This is a genomic window from Bacteroides salyersiae, from assembly GCF_031172035.1.
GTDB classification, from domain to species: domain Bacteria; phylum Bacteroidota; class Bacteroidia; order Bacteroidales; family Bacteroidaceae; genus Bacteroides; species Bacteroides salyersiae.
Window position 1 is genome coordinate 895210 of the sequence record NZ_CP133452.1, and the last position, 17506, is coordinate 912715.

Here is a 17506-nt window from a genome sequence, read left to right on the forward strand (position 1 = left end):
CAACCATTACTGAAACCATTACTGAAAAGAAACCCGTCATCGGCATGTATTTGTCAATGACGGGTTTCTTTTCAGTAATGATTAAACGATGACCGGGTAGCACTGAAGTTGTTAATTTGACAAGTACAGGGAGGAAGCGTTTTTCGAGTCAATGAGGGCCGCCCGATACAAGGAAGTAGTCGCAAATGCTATTGTTCATTGTATATCAAATCATTAACTGTTCATCTCCTAAGTAAATGAATCTATATTCTTAGCCTGCAAGAATACGTATTTAATACTGTGTTAAATACAATTTTTTGTCAACAAGAATACGTATCTTTACAGGCAAAGAATTAATGTTTTGCAACAGAAGAAACAATATGCCGCAAAACAGAATTAACAATGTTAAAATCAGACATACGATTTTCTCATTGACAAGTTCTTAAAGAACGGTAATACAACAAAAATATCATGTTTTAAGTCCGATGATTTTAAAACAATACCGAAAAATAGTATCTTTACCGAAAAATAGAGTTTAGACATTAGAATTTGTATGCCAATAGCCCACTTTGAAAGAAAAATTCAAGAACTCAACTTTTCCTTTATTTCTGAAAAAGGAACCAGTGGAGTGTTATTGACTCAAAACTATGAAAGTCTTTCAAAAGCCATATCCGCACCAGACATTCTTTTCGCCTTAGAAACCGCAAAAAATAAATTCGGTGCAGATGCTGTGTATTTCCGCTATTTCCAAGATAGCAGAGCCGCCGTGCCACAGCTATATATCTTTGACTATACCCTAAAACCGTTAAGCTCTCAAGAAAAAAACCGCATACACAGAAATATGTGGAATGGTTATCAGGTACCTGTATACATCATCATCGAGAAGTCATCTGTGAGCTTTTTCGACGCAAGAGAAAAACCCGATTACAACAGGATAAATTATGCACAAGAGATAATCATAAAAACAGGAGAAGCCATTAGAAATTTTAATGCGCAAAGCTTTGATAATGGCCTATTTTGGGAAGAGGAAATAAACAAAAATCATTTTCAATTTGAACAATCGGCGACAAAAGATTTAATCCGTGGCCTTAAAGAGGTATATGCCAGTTTTCAAAAAGAATCCGGTTTGGACAAGCACGTAGCCTTAAAATTGCTGGTTCAATGTCTTCTTATAAAATATCTGGAAGAACGGGACGAAGATTCACAGAGCGGGTACTTTGCAAGTACTTACTTTCAAAAACATTTCCAATGCAACGGATTTTGTGATGTTATCCGTCAAGGCAAACTTCTTGACTTATTAGATAAATTAGCTTCTGATTTCAATGGGAAGATATTTCAATGGGACAAGGAAAAAGAAGTAAAGGAGAGAACATCCATTAGAAAAACAGAAATCAAATACCTGGCAAACTATTTAGATGCCAATATAGAAAACAATCAATATGTTTTCTGGCGGCTATATTCATTCTCACACCTGCCGGTAGAAGTAATCAGTTCTGTATATGAAGAGCTATTGACCGATAGCAAGGACATCGTTTACACACCCGAAATGATCGTCTCCACTTTAGTGGACGAATGCATGCCTCTGCAATCTCCTCAAAAAGATTTTAAACTGATCGATGTAAGTTGTGGCTCCGGAATATTCTTGGTTAAAGCCTACAAACGCATCGTTCAATGGTGGCGGTATGAACAATGGCAAAAAACAGGCAAACTGGAGAAACCGTCGCTACCGGTATTAAAAGACTTATTATTAAAGAGCATTCATGGAGTAGATATTGAGCAAGATGCCATTCGTTTGTCTATTTTCAGCCTGGCCCTTGCAATCTTAGATGAAGTAAATCTGGATTCTCCGACATGGGGAGAGTTGAAATTTCCTGATCTGAACAATAATATCATCACAAAGAACTTCTTTAAATATGTAACGGAAAATCCACCCAATGACTTTTCATTGGTGATTGGAAATCCACCTTTCAACTTGCCGTTTGTAAATGATAAAGAACCTGCCAGAAAGGAATATTTTAAAAAGTTAGAAAAACAGTTTGGTTATAAAACAGAAATAGATATACCGGACGAAAATCCTGCACTGCACTTCTTAGTACAATCTATGAAACTTCTAAAAGCGGGAGGAATACTTTCTATGATTCAACCATCCGGACCGTTATTGTATCAAAAAGACTTAAAATTCAAGGAAGACGTCTTTTCTACATACAATTTATTGCAAGTTATTGATTTCACCAAACTGGCAGATAAACTATGGGGTAAAAAGAACGTGTCAACAGCAGCTGTGTTTTTACAGAAATCAAGACCGGACTCAGAACCTGTTTTACATCTGATAGCCAATCGCACCTTCTCAAATGCAAATAAACTTTTTTTAGAGTTTGATTATTACGATTTCCACTTCATGTCTAAAAATGATGCTATTTTTAAGCCATACACATGGAAAGCACATTTATTAGGAGGAGGCCGAATTACATCTCTCATTGAAAGATTGTCCACTTTGCCCACTCTAAAAGAATTTTTAAAAGAAAAAGAAAGAAAAGAGGGTTGGTGTGTGGGTATCGGATATATCATTGGCGACAAATCCAATAAAGCCGATTTTATAACCGGAAAAGAGACTATCCCCGTAGAAGCGTTAACCGAAAACGGCATTGATGAAAAACAAATCCACGAATGTCTGATTCAACGTTTCGAAAGACCCAGAAAAACAAAAAAGAAAATTTATGAAGGGCCGCATATTCTGATAAGAGTGATAACAGGCAACCAAGGAATTCCAATTGCTTATTCGGAAAAATACCTGACTTTTCCATTCGGCATAATCGGTATTCATGCGCCTCAAGATGATAAATCAGAGTTATCCGCATTATATGATTATTTAAAAGAAAACAATAGTTTACTAAGAAGCTATATTCTGGCAACGAGTGGAAGAGCCATGATTGGAAAAGCCACTTCAATCAACAAAGATGATATTATGAGGATTCCGTATTCGCATAACAAAAACGATATCATATTCTCTGAGGCAGAAAAGATCATCATAGAAGAAATTGCTGATAAAAGAAAAACAGAAGAAATAGCGGTTCTAAATGCAGACATAACCAAATTCGCATCTGTTTTTTGTAAAACGCTCAATAGTGTTTATCAAATTGATAACGGAAAATTCCAACCTTATAAAATATTAAATACCGAAAACTACATTGCCATACATTTTGAGTACGGCAAAGAGTTGCTTACTGTATCAGAAGAACAAGTTTTCAATTTAGAACAGTATATACAAAATGTCATTCCTCAAAAAAATATCAAACGCCCACACACACATATTCAGAAAATAATGAAAGTGTATGGTAAAAATACTATTATATTAATAAAACCGAAGCAATTACGCTATTGGCTTCCGTCTATTGCCTTACGTGATGCCGATGAAGTGTTTGCAGACTATATAAAAGCCCGTTACTAAAATGTTCAAAGATAGTTTGCCTTCATATCAATTGCCACAACCGAATGATTTATCAGTTCCTCCCAAACACGAAGTAGAACAAATTGTATCATTCATTGACAATCACATAGCAGATTTTCCACACTACTATAATCAAAATAAAGATTCTGTCAGGGAAAATTGGATTAGCAACCTTTTAGTCCGCCATTTCAACTTATGCAATTGTGAAAACGGAGGGTATCTGCCATATGAATTCAGTAAAAACCCGCCACAAGCAAGCTCTACAAGAGAAACGGATATCGGTGTATATATCAATACCAGAAATTCAAAGGTTATTCCGATAATGGAGTTTGAGGCTAAACGTTTCTCTGAGACATCCAACAATCAAGAATACGTTTATGGAGAACGAGGCGGAATAGAACGTTTCAAAAAAGGAGAACATTCAAAGCATCTCAAAGAGTGCGGAATGTTTGCGTATGTGCAAAGCCGAACCATTGAAGAGTGGTTTTCAAAAGTAAATGGTTGGGTGATTTATCAATCGCAAAACAGCATAAACGAGTCCATAGATTGGACAGAAGATGAACAATTAGCCAAAGTCTCATTGCTTGGATCCGTCGAAAAGTTTGCATCCTGCCATAAAAGAAACATATCCAATGATACTATTTTCCTCTGGCATTATTTCATCGATTTGACTCCCTGATCACGATCACAAAAAGAATTTCGTATCCCGGAAGAGTAAAAACGTATTAAATACATTTCTATTATCAGCAAAAACAAGAAATAAAAAAGAATTTCCCTACCTTTGTGGGCTATTAATGATAAGAGAATCATAAAAATAATCCCTATATCAATGGAAAAGAACTTTAAAAGAACCACAGTGACCTCGGCTCTGCCATATGCCAACGGGCCTGTTCATATCGGACATCTGGCAGGTGTATACGTGCCGGCAGATATCTATGTCCGTTATCTGAGATTGAAAAAAGAAGACGTACTCTTTATCGGCGGTTCGGATGAACACGGTGTGCCTATCACAATCCGTGCCAAGAAAGAAGGTATCACTCCACAAGATGTAGTAGACCGTTATCATTTCCTCATAAAGAAATCTTTTGAAGAGTTCGGCATCTCATTCGACGTATACAGCCGTACTTCCTCAAAAACGCACCATGCACTGGCCTCAGACTTCTTCAGGAAGTTGTATGATAAAGGAGAATTTATCGAAAAAACGTCAGAACAATACTACGATGAAGAAGCGCACCAGTTCCTTGCCGACCGCTATATCACAGGCGAATGCCCGCACTGCCATTCGGAAGGAGCTTACGGCGACCAATGCGAAAAGTGCGGAACTTCCCTTTCACCGACAGACCTTATCAATCCGAAGAGCGCCATCAGTGGCAGCAAACCGGTGATGAAAGAAACCACCCACTGGTATCTCCCGTTGGATAAGCATGAAACATGGCTGCGCCAATGGATTCTGGAAGATCATAAGGAATGGCGTCCTAACGTATACGGACAATGCAAAAGCTGGCTCGACATGGGGCTGCAACCACGTGCCGTAAGCCGCGACCTCGACTGGGGGATTCCTGTTCCGGTAGAAGGTGCCGAAGGGAAAGTTCTCTATGTATGGTTCGACGCTCCTATCGGCTATATCTCCAACACGAAAGAGTTATTGCCCGACACTTGGGAAACTTGGTGGAAAGATCCTGAAACGCGTCTTATCCATTTTATCGGAAAGGACAACATCGTATTCCACTGTATCGTGTTCCCGGCCATGCTGAAAGCCGAAGGCAGTTACATTCTGCCGGACAACGTGCCGAGCAACGAATTCCTCAACCTTGAAGGCGATAAGATTTCCACTTCGCGCAATTGGGCCGTATGGTTGCATGAATATCTGGAAGACTTCCCCGGCAAGCAGGACGTGCTCCGCTATGTACTGACCGCCAATGCACCGGAAACCAAAGATAACGATTTCACATGGAAAGACTTCCAGGCACGCAATAACAACGAGCTGGTGGCCGTGTATGGCAACTTCGTAAACCGGGCTCTGCAGCTTACAAAAAAATACTTTGACAGTGTAGTCCCTGCCGCGGGAGAGCTGACGGACTATGACCGCGAAACACTGAAAGAATTTGCCGATGTAAAAGCAGAAGTAGAAAAGTTGCTCGATGTATTCAAGTTCCGTGATGCCCAGAAAGAAGCAATGAATCTGGCTCGCATCGGAAACAAGTATCTGGCAGATACCGAACCGTGGAAACTTGCAAAGACCGACATGACACGCGTTGCTACCATTCTGAATATCTCCTTACAGTTAGTTGCCAACCTTGCCATCGCTTTCGAACCGTTCCTGCCATTCAGCAGCGACAAACTTCGCAAGATGCTGAACATGGACAATTTCGATTGGGCAGAATTGGGACAAACAGACTTGCTTCCTACCGGACATCAATTAGGAACTCCCGAATTACTGTTCGAAAAGATAGAAGACGATGTCATCCAAGCACAGGTAGACAAATTGCTCGCAACCAAAAAAGCAAATGAGGCCTCCAATTACAAAGCCAACCCGATCAAGCCGGTCATCTCATTCGATGATTTTGAAAAATTGGATATCCGCGTAGGTACAGTATTGGAATGCGAGATGGTGCCCAAGATGAAGAAGTTACTGAAATTCAAGATCGCCGACGGCTTAGAAAACCGTACGATCGTTAGCGGTATCGCCCAGCATTATCAACCGGAAGAATTGGTAGGTAAGCAGGTGTTGTTCATCGCCAATCTGGCTCCGCGCCAGTTCAAAAACGGACTGGTAAGTGAAGGCATGATTCTTTCTGCCGAAAATTACGATGGCTCGCTGGCCGTCACTTCGCTATTGAAAGAAGTGAAGCCCGGCAGCGAAGTAAAGTAAGCGGTAAAGCGCCTCAAACGGATATTCCAACAAAAAAGCAGACGTACTATCATGGGGGAATCATCACTAAAAGAGAAAACAGCGAAAGGACTATTCTGGGGAGGGTTCAGCAACGGCGCACAGCAGTTGTTGAATCTGGGCTTCGGAATAGTCCTTGCCCGTTTATTGGATGCTTCCGACTATGGCATGATAGGCATGCTCGCTATTTTCTCCGCCATAGCCGGCACGTTGCAGGAAAGCGGGTTTACCGTGGCACTGGCCAATAAACAGAAAGTGAGCCACGAAGACTATAATGCCGTATTCTGGTTCAGCACACTCACGGGAGTCGGAATATACATCCTTCTCTTTTTCTGTGCCCCATTCATTGCCGACTTTTACAATAACCCCGATCTCACACCGCTGGCACGTTATGTTTTTCTCGGTTTCCTAATATCCAGTACGGCAACAGCCCACAACGCTTATCTGTTCCGGAACCTGATGGTAAAACAGAAGACAATGGCACAGATACCCGCATTGCTGTTGTCGGGGACGGTAGGCGTCCTCATGGCATACAACGGAATGTCTTATTGGGGCATAGCCACACAAACCCTGACATTTATCACTGTCGTGAATCTCTCATTCTGGTACTTCTCTCCGTGGAGACCGACCTTTCACATTAACTTCCGTCCACTGAAATCGATGTTCGGCTTCAGCAGCAAAATATTGGTGACCAACATCTTTACACAAGCCAATAATAACATTCTGTCTACCCTGTTAGGCCGTTTCTTCACGGAACAGGAAGTGGGCTACTACACCCAGTCCAACAAATGGAACACTATGGGATACTCTTTCATCAGCGGTACGGTAAGCAGCGTAGCACAACCCGTCCTGACAGAAGTCTCCAATGACCCGGCACGCCAGTTGGGCGTCCTGCGGAAAATGCTCCGTTTTACCGCATTCCTATCCTTTCCGGCCATGTTGGGACTGGCATTCATAGCCCGCGAATTTATCGTTATCACCATTACGGAAAAATGGCTTCCTTGTGTCCCTATGCTGCAAATGCTCTGTATCTGGGGGGCATTCATGCCCATCATCACCCTGTATTCCAATCTGGTCATCAGTAAGGGAAAATCCAACATTTACATGTGGAACACCATCGTATTGAGCCTGCTGCAACTAACTGCAATGCTTGTGAGCTATCCTTACGGTATTGCCGTGATGATACAATGTTTTGTCTGTCTCAATATTCTCTGGTTACCCGTATGGCAGTATTTTGTCTGGAGAGAAATACGCTTAAGCTTTTGGATGGCACTGAAGGACATACTCCCGTTTGCCATCATCGCATCGGCAACAATGGCAATCACCTGGTATGTGACATGCGGAGTTTCTAACTTATATCTCTTGTTTGCCGCCAAAATAGGAATCAGTGCCGCACTTTATTGCTTGCTGATGTGGGGAAGCCGTGTCTCCATTTTCAAAGAAAGCCTTCAGTTCATCGGCAAAAAACTGCCCGGGAAAAAGAAATAATATGAAGCAGGAAGAAAGGAATAATAACCAAACAGAATGTGGAAAACCGGCACATGCCGCTATCAGTGTCGTGATACCGCTATATAACGGAGCGGCCTATATAGAGCGTTCCATCCACTCGGTATTGGCACAAACCGTACTTCCGGCAGAAATATTAGTGATCGATGACGGCTCTACAGACAATGGGGCTGCTCTGGTAATGCAAAAAAACTATCCGTTGGTACGCCTCATCAGCCAAGCCAACGCCGGAGTATCGGCTGCCCGCAACAAGGGTATTTCCGAGTCACGATATGAATATGTAGCTTTTCTGGATGCAGACGACCAATGGACGGACAATCACCTGGAAATTATTGCCGGCCTGATAAAGAAATATCCCCGATGCGGAGTATTCGGAACTTCTTATTATTTCTGCCGCCCCGGCAAGAAACCGTTTCTCCCTGTACTACCCGACCGGTTCGCCTTCGACGGGACGGATACGATTCTTGACAATTACTTTGAGATGGCATCGGGCGTCAATCCACCCCTACACATGAGTTCATATGCCGTACGGAAACAGAGCATAGAAGCCTTCGGCGGATTTCCCACCGGTATCCCTGCCGGAGAGGATATCATCACACTGGCACGGCTGCACGCTACTTGTGACATTGCTTACTCCAAGCATCCCACTTCCATTTACTACCTCAATCCGAGCGAAGGGAAAAAGATACGTCCCATACTGTGGCACAATCCGATCGACCAGATGTTCGACGAACTGCTCCGCACTGCCGCCCACAGAAAAGGAGTACGCCGTTACGTTTCTTCCTGGCACAAGGGAAGAATGGTAGGCGCTTTCTTTGCGCACCGCTACAGGCTGGCTATAAGAGAATTCTTCATCGCCATGCGCATATTTCCTTTTCAAAAGAAGCTGTATACAGCGCTGTTGGCCACTCTATATGCCTTATGTACTCATCGGGATCTATACGACATCAATCAGTCCATCTTTCAAAAACAAAAGAAATGAACCGGATCGCCTATATTATTTCAGCATACAAAGATGCTCCGCATCTGTCGCGTCTCATTAAAGCATTGGATGAAGATGCTGATTTCTACGTACATATTGACCGGAAAGCAGACAGCCGTCCGTTCAAAGAACTGTTGCCGGAAGGCAAGGTCACCTTTGTACAAAGCCATTGGGTGAGCTGGGGAGGCTGGGAACAAGTGGAATATCAGAAGGAGCTGTTAGCTGCCGTACTACACAGTGGCATAGAGTATACGCGTATCGTATGCTTAAGCGGTCAAGACTACCCTTTATGGCCGAACAGAAAAATCCACCGGTATTTTGAAGAACATCGGGATACGGAATTTATCATGGGAATGAACCTGACCCGCTCCGCCGACAAACGGCAAATCGCCAAAATAGTGTACTATCACTTTTTCCGCGACCTGAAATGGGAGAATCTTTGGCTAAAGAATAAATTTATTGTGGCATCACGCCACCTGATGAAGTGGCTTCCCATACGAAAAGCCCCTATCGTACGGATAGGCAATAAGGAAAGTGACATATATTGCGGCTCGGATTATTGGGGTATCACCCTGCCTTGCGCACAATATGTTTATGAAAAACTTTGTACCGAAAAAGAGTTGGTACGTTATTTCAAAACAAGTTTCGTACCCAGCGAATTGTGCATACAGACGCTTGTATTCAATTCTCCCTTTGCCGCCCGCGCATTATCCGTTGAAGGAGGATATACAGGACTCTCTGCCCTGACACCCCTACATTATATTATATATGGGAAATCCATCAAAGTGCTGACTTTGGAAGACTGGAGCGCACTGCAACAATCCGGCAAGATGTTTTGCCGGAAAGTGGTAAGCGGTGCATCGGACTCTCTCGTTAAAACCATTGAAACAGAACGAAAACAGGAAATTTCATGAAAATATTAGTCATCATCGTATCCTATAACTTTGAACGCTGGATAGACCGTTGCCTGAACAGCCTTCGCCAATCCGAGCAGCAAGCGGATGTCGTTGTGATAGACAATGCTTCGCAAGACCGTACCGTTTCACTCATCGAGAGCCGTTATCCCGAAGTCCGCCTTATCAAGAGCAAAGAGAATCTCGGTTTCGGACGCGCCAACAACATCGGCATGAAAATCGCCCTAAAAGAAGGATACGATGCTGTTTTCCTCTTGAACCAAGACGCCTGGATCGATGCCAAAGTACTTGGAGAACTGAGTGAACTAAGTCGGAGCCATCCCCGTTACGGCATTCTCTCGCCCATACATCTGACCGGTTCGGGAGAGAAGTTGGAACAAGGCTTTGCCGGTTACTCCAATCTCAGCAATCTGGAAGAGGTGAAAAAGCAAGAACTGAAAATCCGGCAAGAAACAAACGGACAGTCCGGACTCATCCCTCTGCCTTTCGTCAATGCCGCTTTCTGGATGATTCCGTGCAATGTGTTGCGAACCGTAGGTGGTTTTTCTCCACTTTTCTATCATTACGGCGAAGACGTGGACTACGCTAATCGCATCAAACATCACGGTTATCTCATCGGCTATTCCCCTAAAGTATTCGGTTGCCACGACCGTGAAAACAGGACAATCAGCCATGAGGTCTTCCTACGTTCCGAACAAATCTACCATCTGACGGAATATGCCAATATTAATTATTCTTTTAAGAAAGCATTTGGCTACAGCGTACTGGCATGTGTCAAAAAATCCTTAATAGCTCTTGTCAAAGGAAAAGCAAAAACGGCTGGTACATACGTCATCATAACTACACGATTGCTGAAACGAACTGCCGAAGTCAGAAAGTTCCGGAAACAAAGCAAACTGAGAAACGCTAATTATCTACAATAATGAAAGTACTTTATACCTTCGGAGGAATACCGCATTACCTCAGCGCCATGCTCAACAAGCTGTGCACTAAAGGAGTAGAAATCACCGTAGTCACTCCCCAAAAAGGAAACGCCACCATCGGCAAGGGAGTAAAAATGGTGGAAGGCGGTACCTATAAGCACCTCACGACAGAGGAGAAAAAGATGTTCTACGGCAAAAGCGCTTATCCCGCATTGCCGGACATCGTACGCAAAGAAAAGCCCGACATACTTGTCATGGGCTGGCCCTACTTCCTGCAAATATTCTTTCAGCCCAAGCTCCGGCGGGTAATGAAAGAGTGCAATACCCAACTGGTAATCCGGGAGATCCCCTTCCAAACCCCACCCTATGGAAAAATAAAAGAATACTTCCGTGCCAACCCGATGTACGACGAGAATATGCGCCTGCTTAGCACCGGTCCAGGGTTCTATCTGAAACAATGGTTCACAGCCCGGATTCGTAAATACTGCTACGCCCGGACGGCAGGAACATTGAACTACTCTACAGTGGCCTACGAGATCCTCCCCTCTTACGGAGTAAAAAAAGAACAGATACACGTCACGTACAACTCCACAGATACGGAAGCCTTATTGAAAGAAAAAGAAACCGTAGTAAACTCCACCCCGTTGCTCCCGCCCTCCGAAAGGCGGCTTCTACACATCGGACGCTTAGTGAAATGGAAACGGGTGGATTTACTGATCAACGCTTTCCACCGGACGATCCACTCTTTCCCCGATGCCGAGTTGGTGATTGTCGGCGACGGACCGGAACTAAAACATCTGAAACAACAAGCAGCCGAATCGGGGTTGACAGATTCCATCCGGTTCATCGGCGCAGTCTACGACCCGGAAAAGCTGGGTGCTTATATGAACGAATCTACCGTATATGTACTGGCCGGTATGGGCGGACTTTCCATCAACGACGCCATGACCTACGGCATGCCGGTGCTCTGCTCGGTATGTGACGGCACAGAACGTGACCTGGTGATCGATGGCAAGAACGGCTTCTTTTTCAAAGAGGGTGATGCAGACAGTCTGGCCGAAAAGATCAGCGAATTGTTCTCTTCTCCTGCACTATGCAAAAAGATGGGAAAAGAATCCGAACGGATCATTCGTGAAAAGATAAATATCGAAACAGTCAGTGCACGCTACTTGAGAGCGTTCACGATTCTTTCGCAAGCCTGACCATCACCGTAAGGATTGTGCGTCTCGGACATACGCTTGTAAAGTTCTTTGTTACGCAACAATTCCACTACGTTGCCCACAATGGTCTCGGCATCCGTGCCCACCAGTTTCACTGTTCCAGCTTCCACCGCTTCGGGCCGTTCGGTGGTGTTGCGCATCACAAGCACCGGTTTGCCCAACGAAGGCGCCTCTTCCTGTACACCCCCGCTATCGGTCAGCAACAAGATGGAGTGCTGCATGGCATAAATAAAAGGCAGGTAGTCCAACGGAGAGATCAGAAAAACGTTATCCAGTCCGGACAGCAGCTCATAAACCGGTTTCTGCACATTCGGGTTCAGATGCACAGGGTAGACGATATCTATATCGGGATACTTCGAAGCCAACTCCCTGATAGCCTTACAGATGTGCAGGAACCCTTCGCCGAAATTCTCACGGCGGTGGCCGGTAACGAGGATATAATCACGTTCGCCCACAGTGTAACCTTTCTCTTGGATCTCCTTATGTATCTGTTCTTCCATCCCCGTCTTCGTAGCAATGATGTCGACCGCCATCAGCAAAGCGTCTATCACCGTATTGCCGGTAACGAAGATTTTCTTCTCTTCTATGTTCTCCCGCAGAAGATTCTGCCGGGATTGCCCGGTAGGCGCAAAATAATACGTGCAGATGCGGTCCGTCACCTGGCGGTTCATCTCCTCGGGCCAGGGCGACAGCATGTCGTATGTGCGCAGCCCCGCTTCCACATGCGCCACTGCAATCTGCCGGTAAAAGGCAGCCAATGAAGCCGCCATCGAGGTGGTAGTATCGCCGTGCACCAGCACCACATCGGGCGCAAAATCCTTCAATACGTCCCGCAGCCCTAACAGCACTTTCGAGGTAATGTCGTATAAGTCCTGATTGGGAGCCATGATGTTCAAGTCATAATCGGGCGTAATGCCAAACACTTCCAACACTTGGTCGAGCATCTGCCGATGCTGTGCCGTTACACATACTTTTGTTTCGAAATGCTCTGTATCCTTCTGAAACTCTTTCACCAACGGTGCCATCTTGATGGCTTCGGGGCGAGTACCGAACACTAATAGAATTTTCTTCATCTTTACTTTCTTACCCCGCAGAAGTCCAACTCCAATTTATCCTTTGCACGCGGCATCTCCACAAAAGGAGCGTGGCGAACAAGCCACACCACAATATCAGCTTTCGCATATGCTTCCCGGTAATCGGTGAGGTGGAAGCTGGGGTGCGAAGTAATATTCGGCTCCACAATCAGCACATCCGCTCTCGATTCGGAGATGATACGGGAAGCGATATATTTGGCAGGGGATTCCCGCAGGTCATCGATGTTGGGTTTGAAAGCTAACCCCATGCAAGCCACCACCGGTTCCCGGTCGTTCTTTTCCACAAAGGCCTGGCAGGCCTCCATCACCTTGTTGGCACACCAGTCCGCCTTGTAATCGTTTGTTTCGCGGGCACGCTTGATGAGCTGCGCCTGTTCCGGATAATCGGAAACGATGAACCAAGGGTCCACCGCAATACAGTGTCCGCCCACTCCACATCCCGGTTGCAGGATATTGACGCGTGGATGCTTATTGGCCAGTTCTATCAGCTCCCATACATTTACGCCCGCCTTGTCGCAGATCATGGAAAGTTCATTGGCAAAAGCAATCTGGGAGTCGCGCGAAGAGTTCTCGGTCAGCTTGCACATCTCGGCCGTGCGGGCATTGGTTCGGTGGAGTGTTCCCTTCACAAAAGCGGAATAAAATTCGATTGCTTTCCCGGTAGATTCCGGATTGATACCACCGATCACCCGGTCGTTGTGCACCAACTCGTAAAGCGTGTTTCCGGGCAACACCCGTTCGGGACAATAGGCTATGTACAGTTTATCTTTCAGTTCCGGACGTTCCTTATAGATGACCTCCGCCATCCGTTCGGTAGTAAACACCGGGGAGGTAGACTCGATGACAAACAAATCTCCCTCCTTAAGAAAAGGAATTACCGAACGCGTCGCGGACTCCACATACGTGATATCCGCCCGGTGGTTCTGCTTGAAAGGGGTAGGCACTACCACAAAGAAAGCATCCGCCTGCTCGGGTTTCGTCGTTGCCCGGAGGGCGCCGTTGCAAACCGCTTCCTTCACTACTTTGGCCAAATCGGGCTCCACGATATGTATCCGCCCTTGATTGATGGTATCTACCACCACCGGATTTACGTCTACTCCAATCACCTGATAACCGTGGGTTGCAGCAACTGCCGCCGTAGGAAGGCCAATATAACCCAAGCCCAAAAACAGAACTTTTTTCATGTCAAAACCTATTTAATATAGTGCCGCAAAAGTACAAATAATCCACGACTTTATACGAATTCTCACAGAAAACCGCTACTTTTGCCAAAACATTCAGGCACATGAGAGTATTGATCATTAATACATCCGAACGTATCGGCGGGGCAGCCGTGGCCGCCAGCCGGCTTATGGAATCCCTGAAGAATAACGGGATTAAAGCGAAAATGCTGGTACGTGACAAACAAACCAATCAAATAAGCGTCGTTCGCCTTGAACGCAACTGGCTGACAGTATGGAAATTTATGTGGGAACGTATCGTCATCTGGAAAGCCAACCATTTCCGAAAAAACAATCTTTTTGCAGTAGATATAGCCAATACCGGAACGGATATCACCACTCTGCCCGAGTTTACACAGGCAGATATCATCCATTTACACTGGATCAACCAGGGAATGCTCTCACTGAAAGACATACACCGGATATTGGAATCGGGCAAACCGGTGGTATGGACCATGCACGACATGTGGCCTTCTACCGGCATCTGCCACCACGCCCGTGAATGCACCCACTATCAGCAAGAATGCCATCACTGCCAGTTTCTATACACCGGAGGCGGCAAGAAAGATCTGTCCACCCGGATATTCAACAAAAAAAAGGCGCTTTACCAACAAGCTCCCATTACATTTGTCACTTGTAGCCATTGGTTGGAAGAAAGGGCAAAAAGCAGCGCCTTGTTACGCAACCAGACCGTCATAAGCATTCCCAACCCGATCAACACCAACCTCTTCAAACCACGCAACAAGAAAGAAGCCCGTGCACATTGCAAACTGCCACAGGAAGGAAAACTGATCCTGTTCGGTTCTGTCAAGATCACCGACAAGCGCAAGGGGATAGACTACCTGATCGAATCGTGCAAATTGCTCGCCGAGAAACATCCGGAGCTGAAAGCATCATTAGGAGTCGTAGCATTTGGCAACCAGTCGCAACAACTGTCCCACCTGCTTCCTTTCCCTGTTTATGCCCTCGAATACGTCAGCAATGAACACGACTTAGTGAATATATACAATGCCGTCGACTTGTTTGTGACCCCTTCTCTGGAAGAAAACCTGCCGAATACGATTATGGAAGCAATGGCGTGCGGCATTCCGTGTGTAGGTTTTAATGTAGGGGGGATACCGGAAATGATAGATCATCTGCACAATGGGTACGTGGCACAATACAAATCGTCTGCAGACTTTGCCAATGGCATTTATTGGGCATTGGAAGAATCGGAATACCCGGTTCTGTCAGAACAGGCCTGCCGGAAAGCCGTCTCCAGCTATTCGGAAAGCTATATAGCCAAAAGATACATCGAGGTTTACAATAAAATCACGGGGAGATATGCATAGCAACCGCCATACGCCCAAAATATCGGTTATCACCGTAACCTACAATGCCGGGGAAGTATTAGAGGATACCATACAAAGTGTCATCTCACAAACGTACCATCACGTGGAATATATCCTTGTGGACGGTGCATCGAGAGACCATACAATGGCTATCGCAAACCGGTATCGGGAACGAATCCATAAGATTATCAGCGAACCCGACAAAGGATTGTATGATGCAATGAACAAGGGGATTTCACTCGCCACGGGAGATTATCTCTGCTTCCTCAATGCAGGCGACAGTTTCCATGAAGATGACACTTTGCAACAAATGGTACACTCGATCAACGGAAGCGAACTGCCGGACGTGCTGTACGGTGAAACCGCGATTGTAGATAAGGACCGCCACTTCCTGCACATGCGCCGCCTTTCCGCTCCGGAAAAACTGACATGGAAGAGTTTCAAACAAGGAATGCTCGTATGTCATCAGGCTTTTCTTGCACGACATACAGTGGTAGAACCTTATGACTTGCAGTACCGCTTTTCCGCCGATTTCGACTGGTGTATCCGTGTAATGAAGAAAGCACGGACCTTGCATAATACCCACTTGATACTTATCGACTATCTGGACGAGGGAATGACCACCCGGAACCACAAAGCATCGCTTCGCGAACGCTTCCGTATTATGGCGCACCACTATGGAACAGCCAGTACCGTTCTCCATCATATCTGGTTTATATTTCGTGCAATCATCAAGAAATAAAACGGCCTTTACTTGGCTTCCGGGTTTTATTATCGTATCTTTGCGAAAGTAATCATGAATTAGATTCAGTTAATCCACCCGATACAAGGAGAGAGCAGCAGCCCTCTCCTTTCTTTTTCAAATAACGTAAAAAGGGCGTCTAAGCACGGTCGTCAACCATCTTCCCAACGGTAGTTACCGAAAATAACACGGCATGTGACGATGAATAACACGGCACGTGACGATGAGTTTCATTACTTGTCGCGATCCCCTTCCCACCATGTGCCGACGCAACAGGAATTATCTTCTTCAAAAGCCGCTTTCCTGTTAAGAATACATAAAGATGCTCTTGACAGAAATCAATTCAAAAGAATCATACGCCCAATAGCTTCTGCAATTCCGCTACTCCCTCCGAAGCCCCCTTCCGAATCACATGTATCGGGCGGGAAGTATGCGTATCCACCGGCTTCGGATCAATCAGGTAAACTTCAGCACCACGGGGCACATAGTTCAGCAGACCGGCAGCCGGATAGACATTCATCGATGTGCCGATGATAACGAATATGTCGGCCTTCTCCACGAAATCAATAGCCGTCTCTATCTCCGGTACCGATTCGCCGAACCATACAATGAACGGACGAAACTGCGAACCGTCACCGGCACGGTCTCCCATCCGGACTTCATATTCCTCCGGCTGAAGTTCTTTTATATAATGAGGATTGTTGGGATCACGGCTGGAACAAACTTTTGTCAATTCACCGTGCAGGTGTACAATGTGCGTACTACCCGCACGTTCATGCAGATTATCCACATTCTGGGTAATCACCGTCACATTAAAATATTTCTCCAGACCGGCCAGCAATTCATGACCGCGATTCGGCTTTACATCCAGCAACTGTTTCCGGCGTTCATTATAAAAATTAATCACCAATTCCGGGTCACGCGCATAGCCCTCCGGAGTGGCCACCTGCTCCACCGGATACTTATCCCATAATCCACCCGCATCACGAAAAGTACTGATACCGCTCTCCGCACTCATTCCGGCACCGGATAAAACAACCAAGTTTTTCATAATCTCCTCCTTCATTTAATATATGAATAGCAAAAATAGAATAGAATAATCGAATATCAAAGTCCGTGTCTGCATAATCTAAGTGGCCCGGCAACAATAATCGATTCATTTCTCCCCATTATCGCAATAAAAGTAGATAACTTATAAGACAATAAGAAATTTTAATTCCAAAAAGCCCGTTCATTCAAATAAAACACGTATTTTTG

13 protein-coding genes are annotated in these 17506 nt (G+C 45.1%); 10 read left to right on the forward strand and 3 right to left on the reverse strand.

The window, feature by feature from the left end; all coding sequences use genetic code 11:
- Window positions 1-532: 532 nt before the first annotated feature.
- The 8 genes from RB604_RS03415 to RB604_RS03450 all read left to right on the forward strand — a co-directional run bounded on the left by RB604_RS03415 (window position 533) and on the right by RB604_RS03450 (window position 11844).
- Complete coding sequence (locus tag RB604_RS03415) at window positions 533-3427, forward strand: HsdM family class I SAM-dependent methyltransferase (protein WP_007479706.1); 2895 nt, start codon at window positions 533-535, stop codon at window positions 3425-3427.
- Window position 3428: 1 nt separating this feature from the next.
- Window positions 3429-4106 (forward strand): hypothetical protein, encoded by a 678-nt coding sequence (locus RB604_RS03420; RefSeq protein WP_005928386.1) that lies wholly within the window; start codon window positions 3429-3431, stop codon window positions 4104-4106.
- A 150-nt stretch (window positions 4107-4256) separates the two neighbouring features.
- Window positions 4257-6299 (forward strand): methionine--tRNA ligase, encoded by a 2043-nt coding sequence (metG, locus tag RB604_RS03425; RefSeq protein ID WP_007479705.1) that lies wholly within the window; start codon window positions 4257-4259, stop codon window positions 6297-6299.
- Window positions 6300-6350: 51 nt separating this feature from the next.
- Window positions 6351-7805: an O-glycosylation flippase gene (gene wzx, locus RB604_RS03430; RefSeq protein WP_005928382.1), complete on the forward strand. Its 1455-nt coding sequence runs from the start codon at window positions 6351-6353 to the stop codon at window positions 7803-7805.
- A gap of 1 nt (window position 7806) precedes the next feature.
- Window positions 7807-8805, forward strand: a complete 999-nt coding sequence (locus tag RB604_RS03435; protein ID WP_007479704.1) for a glycosyltransferase family 2 protein — start codon at window positions 7807-7809, stop codon at window positions 8803-8805.
- Window positions 8802-9719 carry a beta-1,6-N-acetylglucosaminyltransferase gene (locus tag RB604_RS03440; RefSeq protein WP_021937283.1) on the forward strand — a complete coding sequence of 306 codons (918 nt, stop codon included), beginning with the start codon at window positions 8802-8804 and terminating at the stop codon, window positions 9717-9719. The genes RB604_RS03435 and RB604_RS03440 overlap by 4 nt, the downstream gene beginning before the upstream one ends.
- The gene (locus tag RB604_RS03445; RefSeq protein WP_007479702.1) at window positions 9716-10642 is read left to right on the forward strand and encodes a glycosyltransferase family 2 protein; all 927 of its coding nucleotides are present in this window, start codon (window positions 9716-9718) and stop codon (window positions 10640-10642) included. Before RB604_RS03440 ends, RB604_RS03445 begins: the two co-directional genes overlap by 4 nt.
- Window positions 10642-11844 (forward strand): glycosyltransferase family 4 protein, encoded by a 1203-nt coding sequence (locus RB604_RS03450; protein ID WP_007479700.1) that lies wholly within the window; start codon window positions 10642-10644, stop codon window positions 11842-11844. Before RB604_RS03445 ends, RB604_RS03450 begins: the two co-directional genes overlap by 1 nt.
- Here the strand turns inward: RB604_RS03450 and wecB are convergent.
- Window positions 11808-12935: a non-hydrolyzing UDP-N-acetylglucosamine 2-epimerase gene (wecB, locus tag RB604_RS03455; RefSeq protein WP_005928372.1), complete on the reverse strand. Its 1128-nt coding sequence runs from the start codon at window positions 12933-12935 to the stop codon at window positions 11808-11810. The genes RB604_RS03450 and wecB overlap by 37 nt on opposite strands.
- A gap of 2 nt (window positions 12936-12937) precedes the next feature.
- Complete coding sequence (wecC, locus tag RB604_RS03460) at window positions 12938-14140, reverse strand: UDP-N-acetyl-D-mannosamine dehydrogenase (RefSeq protein ID WP_007479697.1); 1203 nt, start codon at window positions 14138-14140, stop codon at window positions 12938-12940.
- A 101-nt stretch (window positions 14141-14241) separates the two neighbouring features.
- Here wecC and RB604_RS03465 point away from each other — a divergent pair, with 101 nt between their 5' ends.
- Together RB604_RS03465 and RB604_RS03470 are read left to right on the forward strand one after the other, a co-directional pair.
- Window positions 14242-15507 (forward strand): glycosyltransferase family 4 protein, encoded by a 1266-nt coding sequence (locus tag RB604_RS03465; RefSeq protein ID WP_005928368.1) that lies wholly within the window; start codon window positions 14242-14244, stop codon window positions 15505-15507.
- On the forward strand, window positions 15500-16249 hold the full coding sequence (locus RB604_RS03470) for a glycosyltransferase family 2 protein (RefSeq protein ID WP_005928366.1): 750 nt from the start codon (window positions 15500-15502) through the stop codon (window positions 16247-16249). The genes RB604_RS03465 and RB604_RS03470 overlap by 8 nt, the downstream gene beginning before the upstream one ends.
- Before the next feature lie 352 nt (window positions 16250-16601).
- Here RB604_RS03470 and RB604_RS03475 read toward each other — a convergent pair whose 3' ends face one another.
- A complete protein-coding gene (locus tag RB604_RS03475) occupies window positions 16602-17300 on the reverse strand; it encodes an SIR2 family NAD-dependent protein deacylase (RefSeq protein WP_005928364.1) in 699 nt (232 codons plus the stop codon).
- Window positions 17301-17506 lie beyond the last annotated feature (206 nt).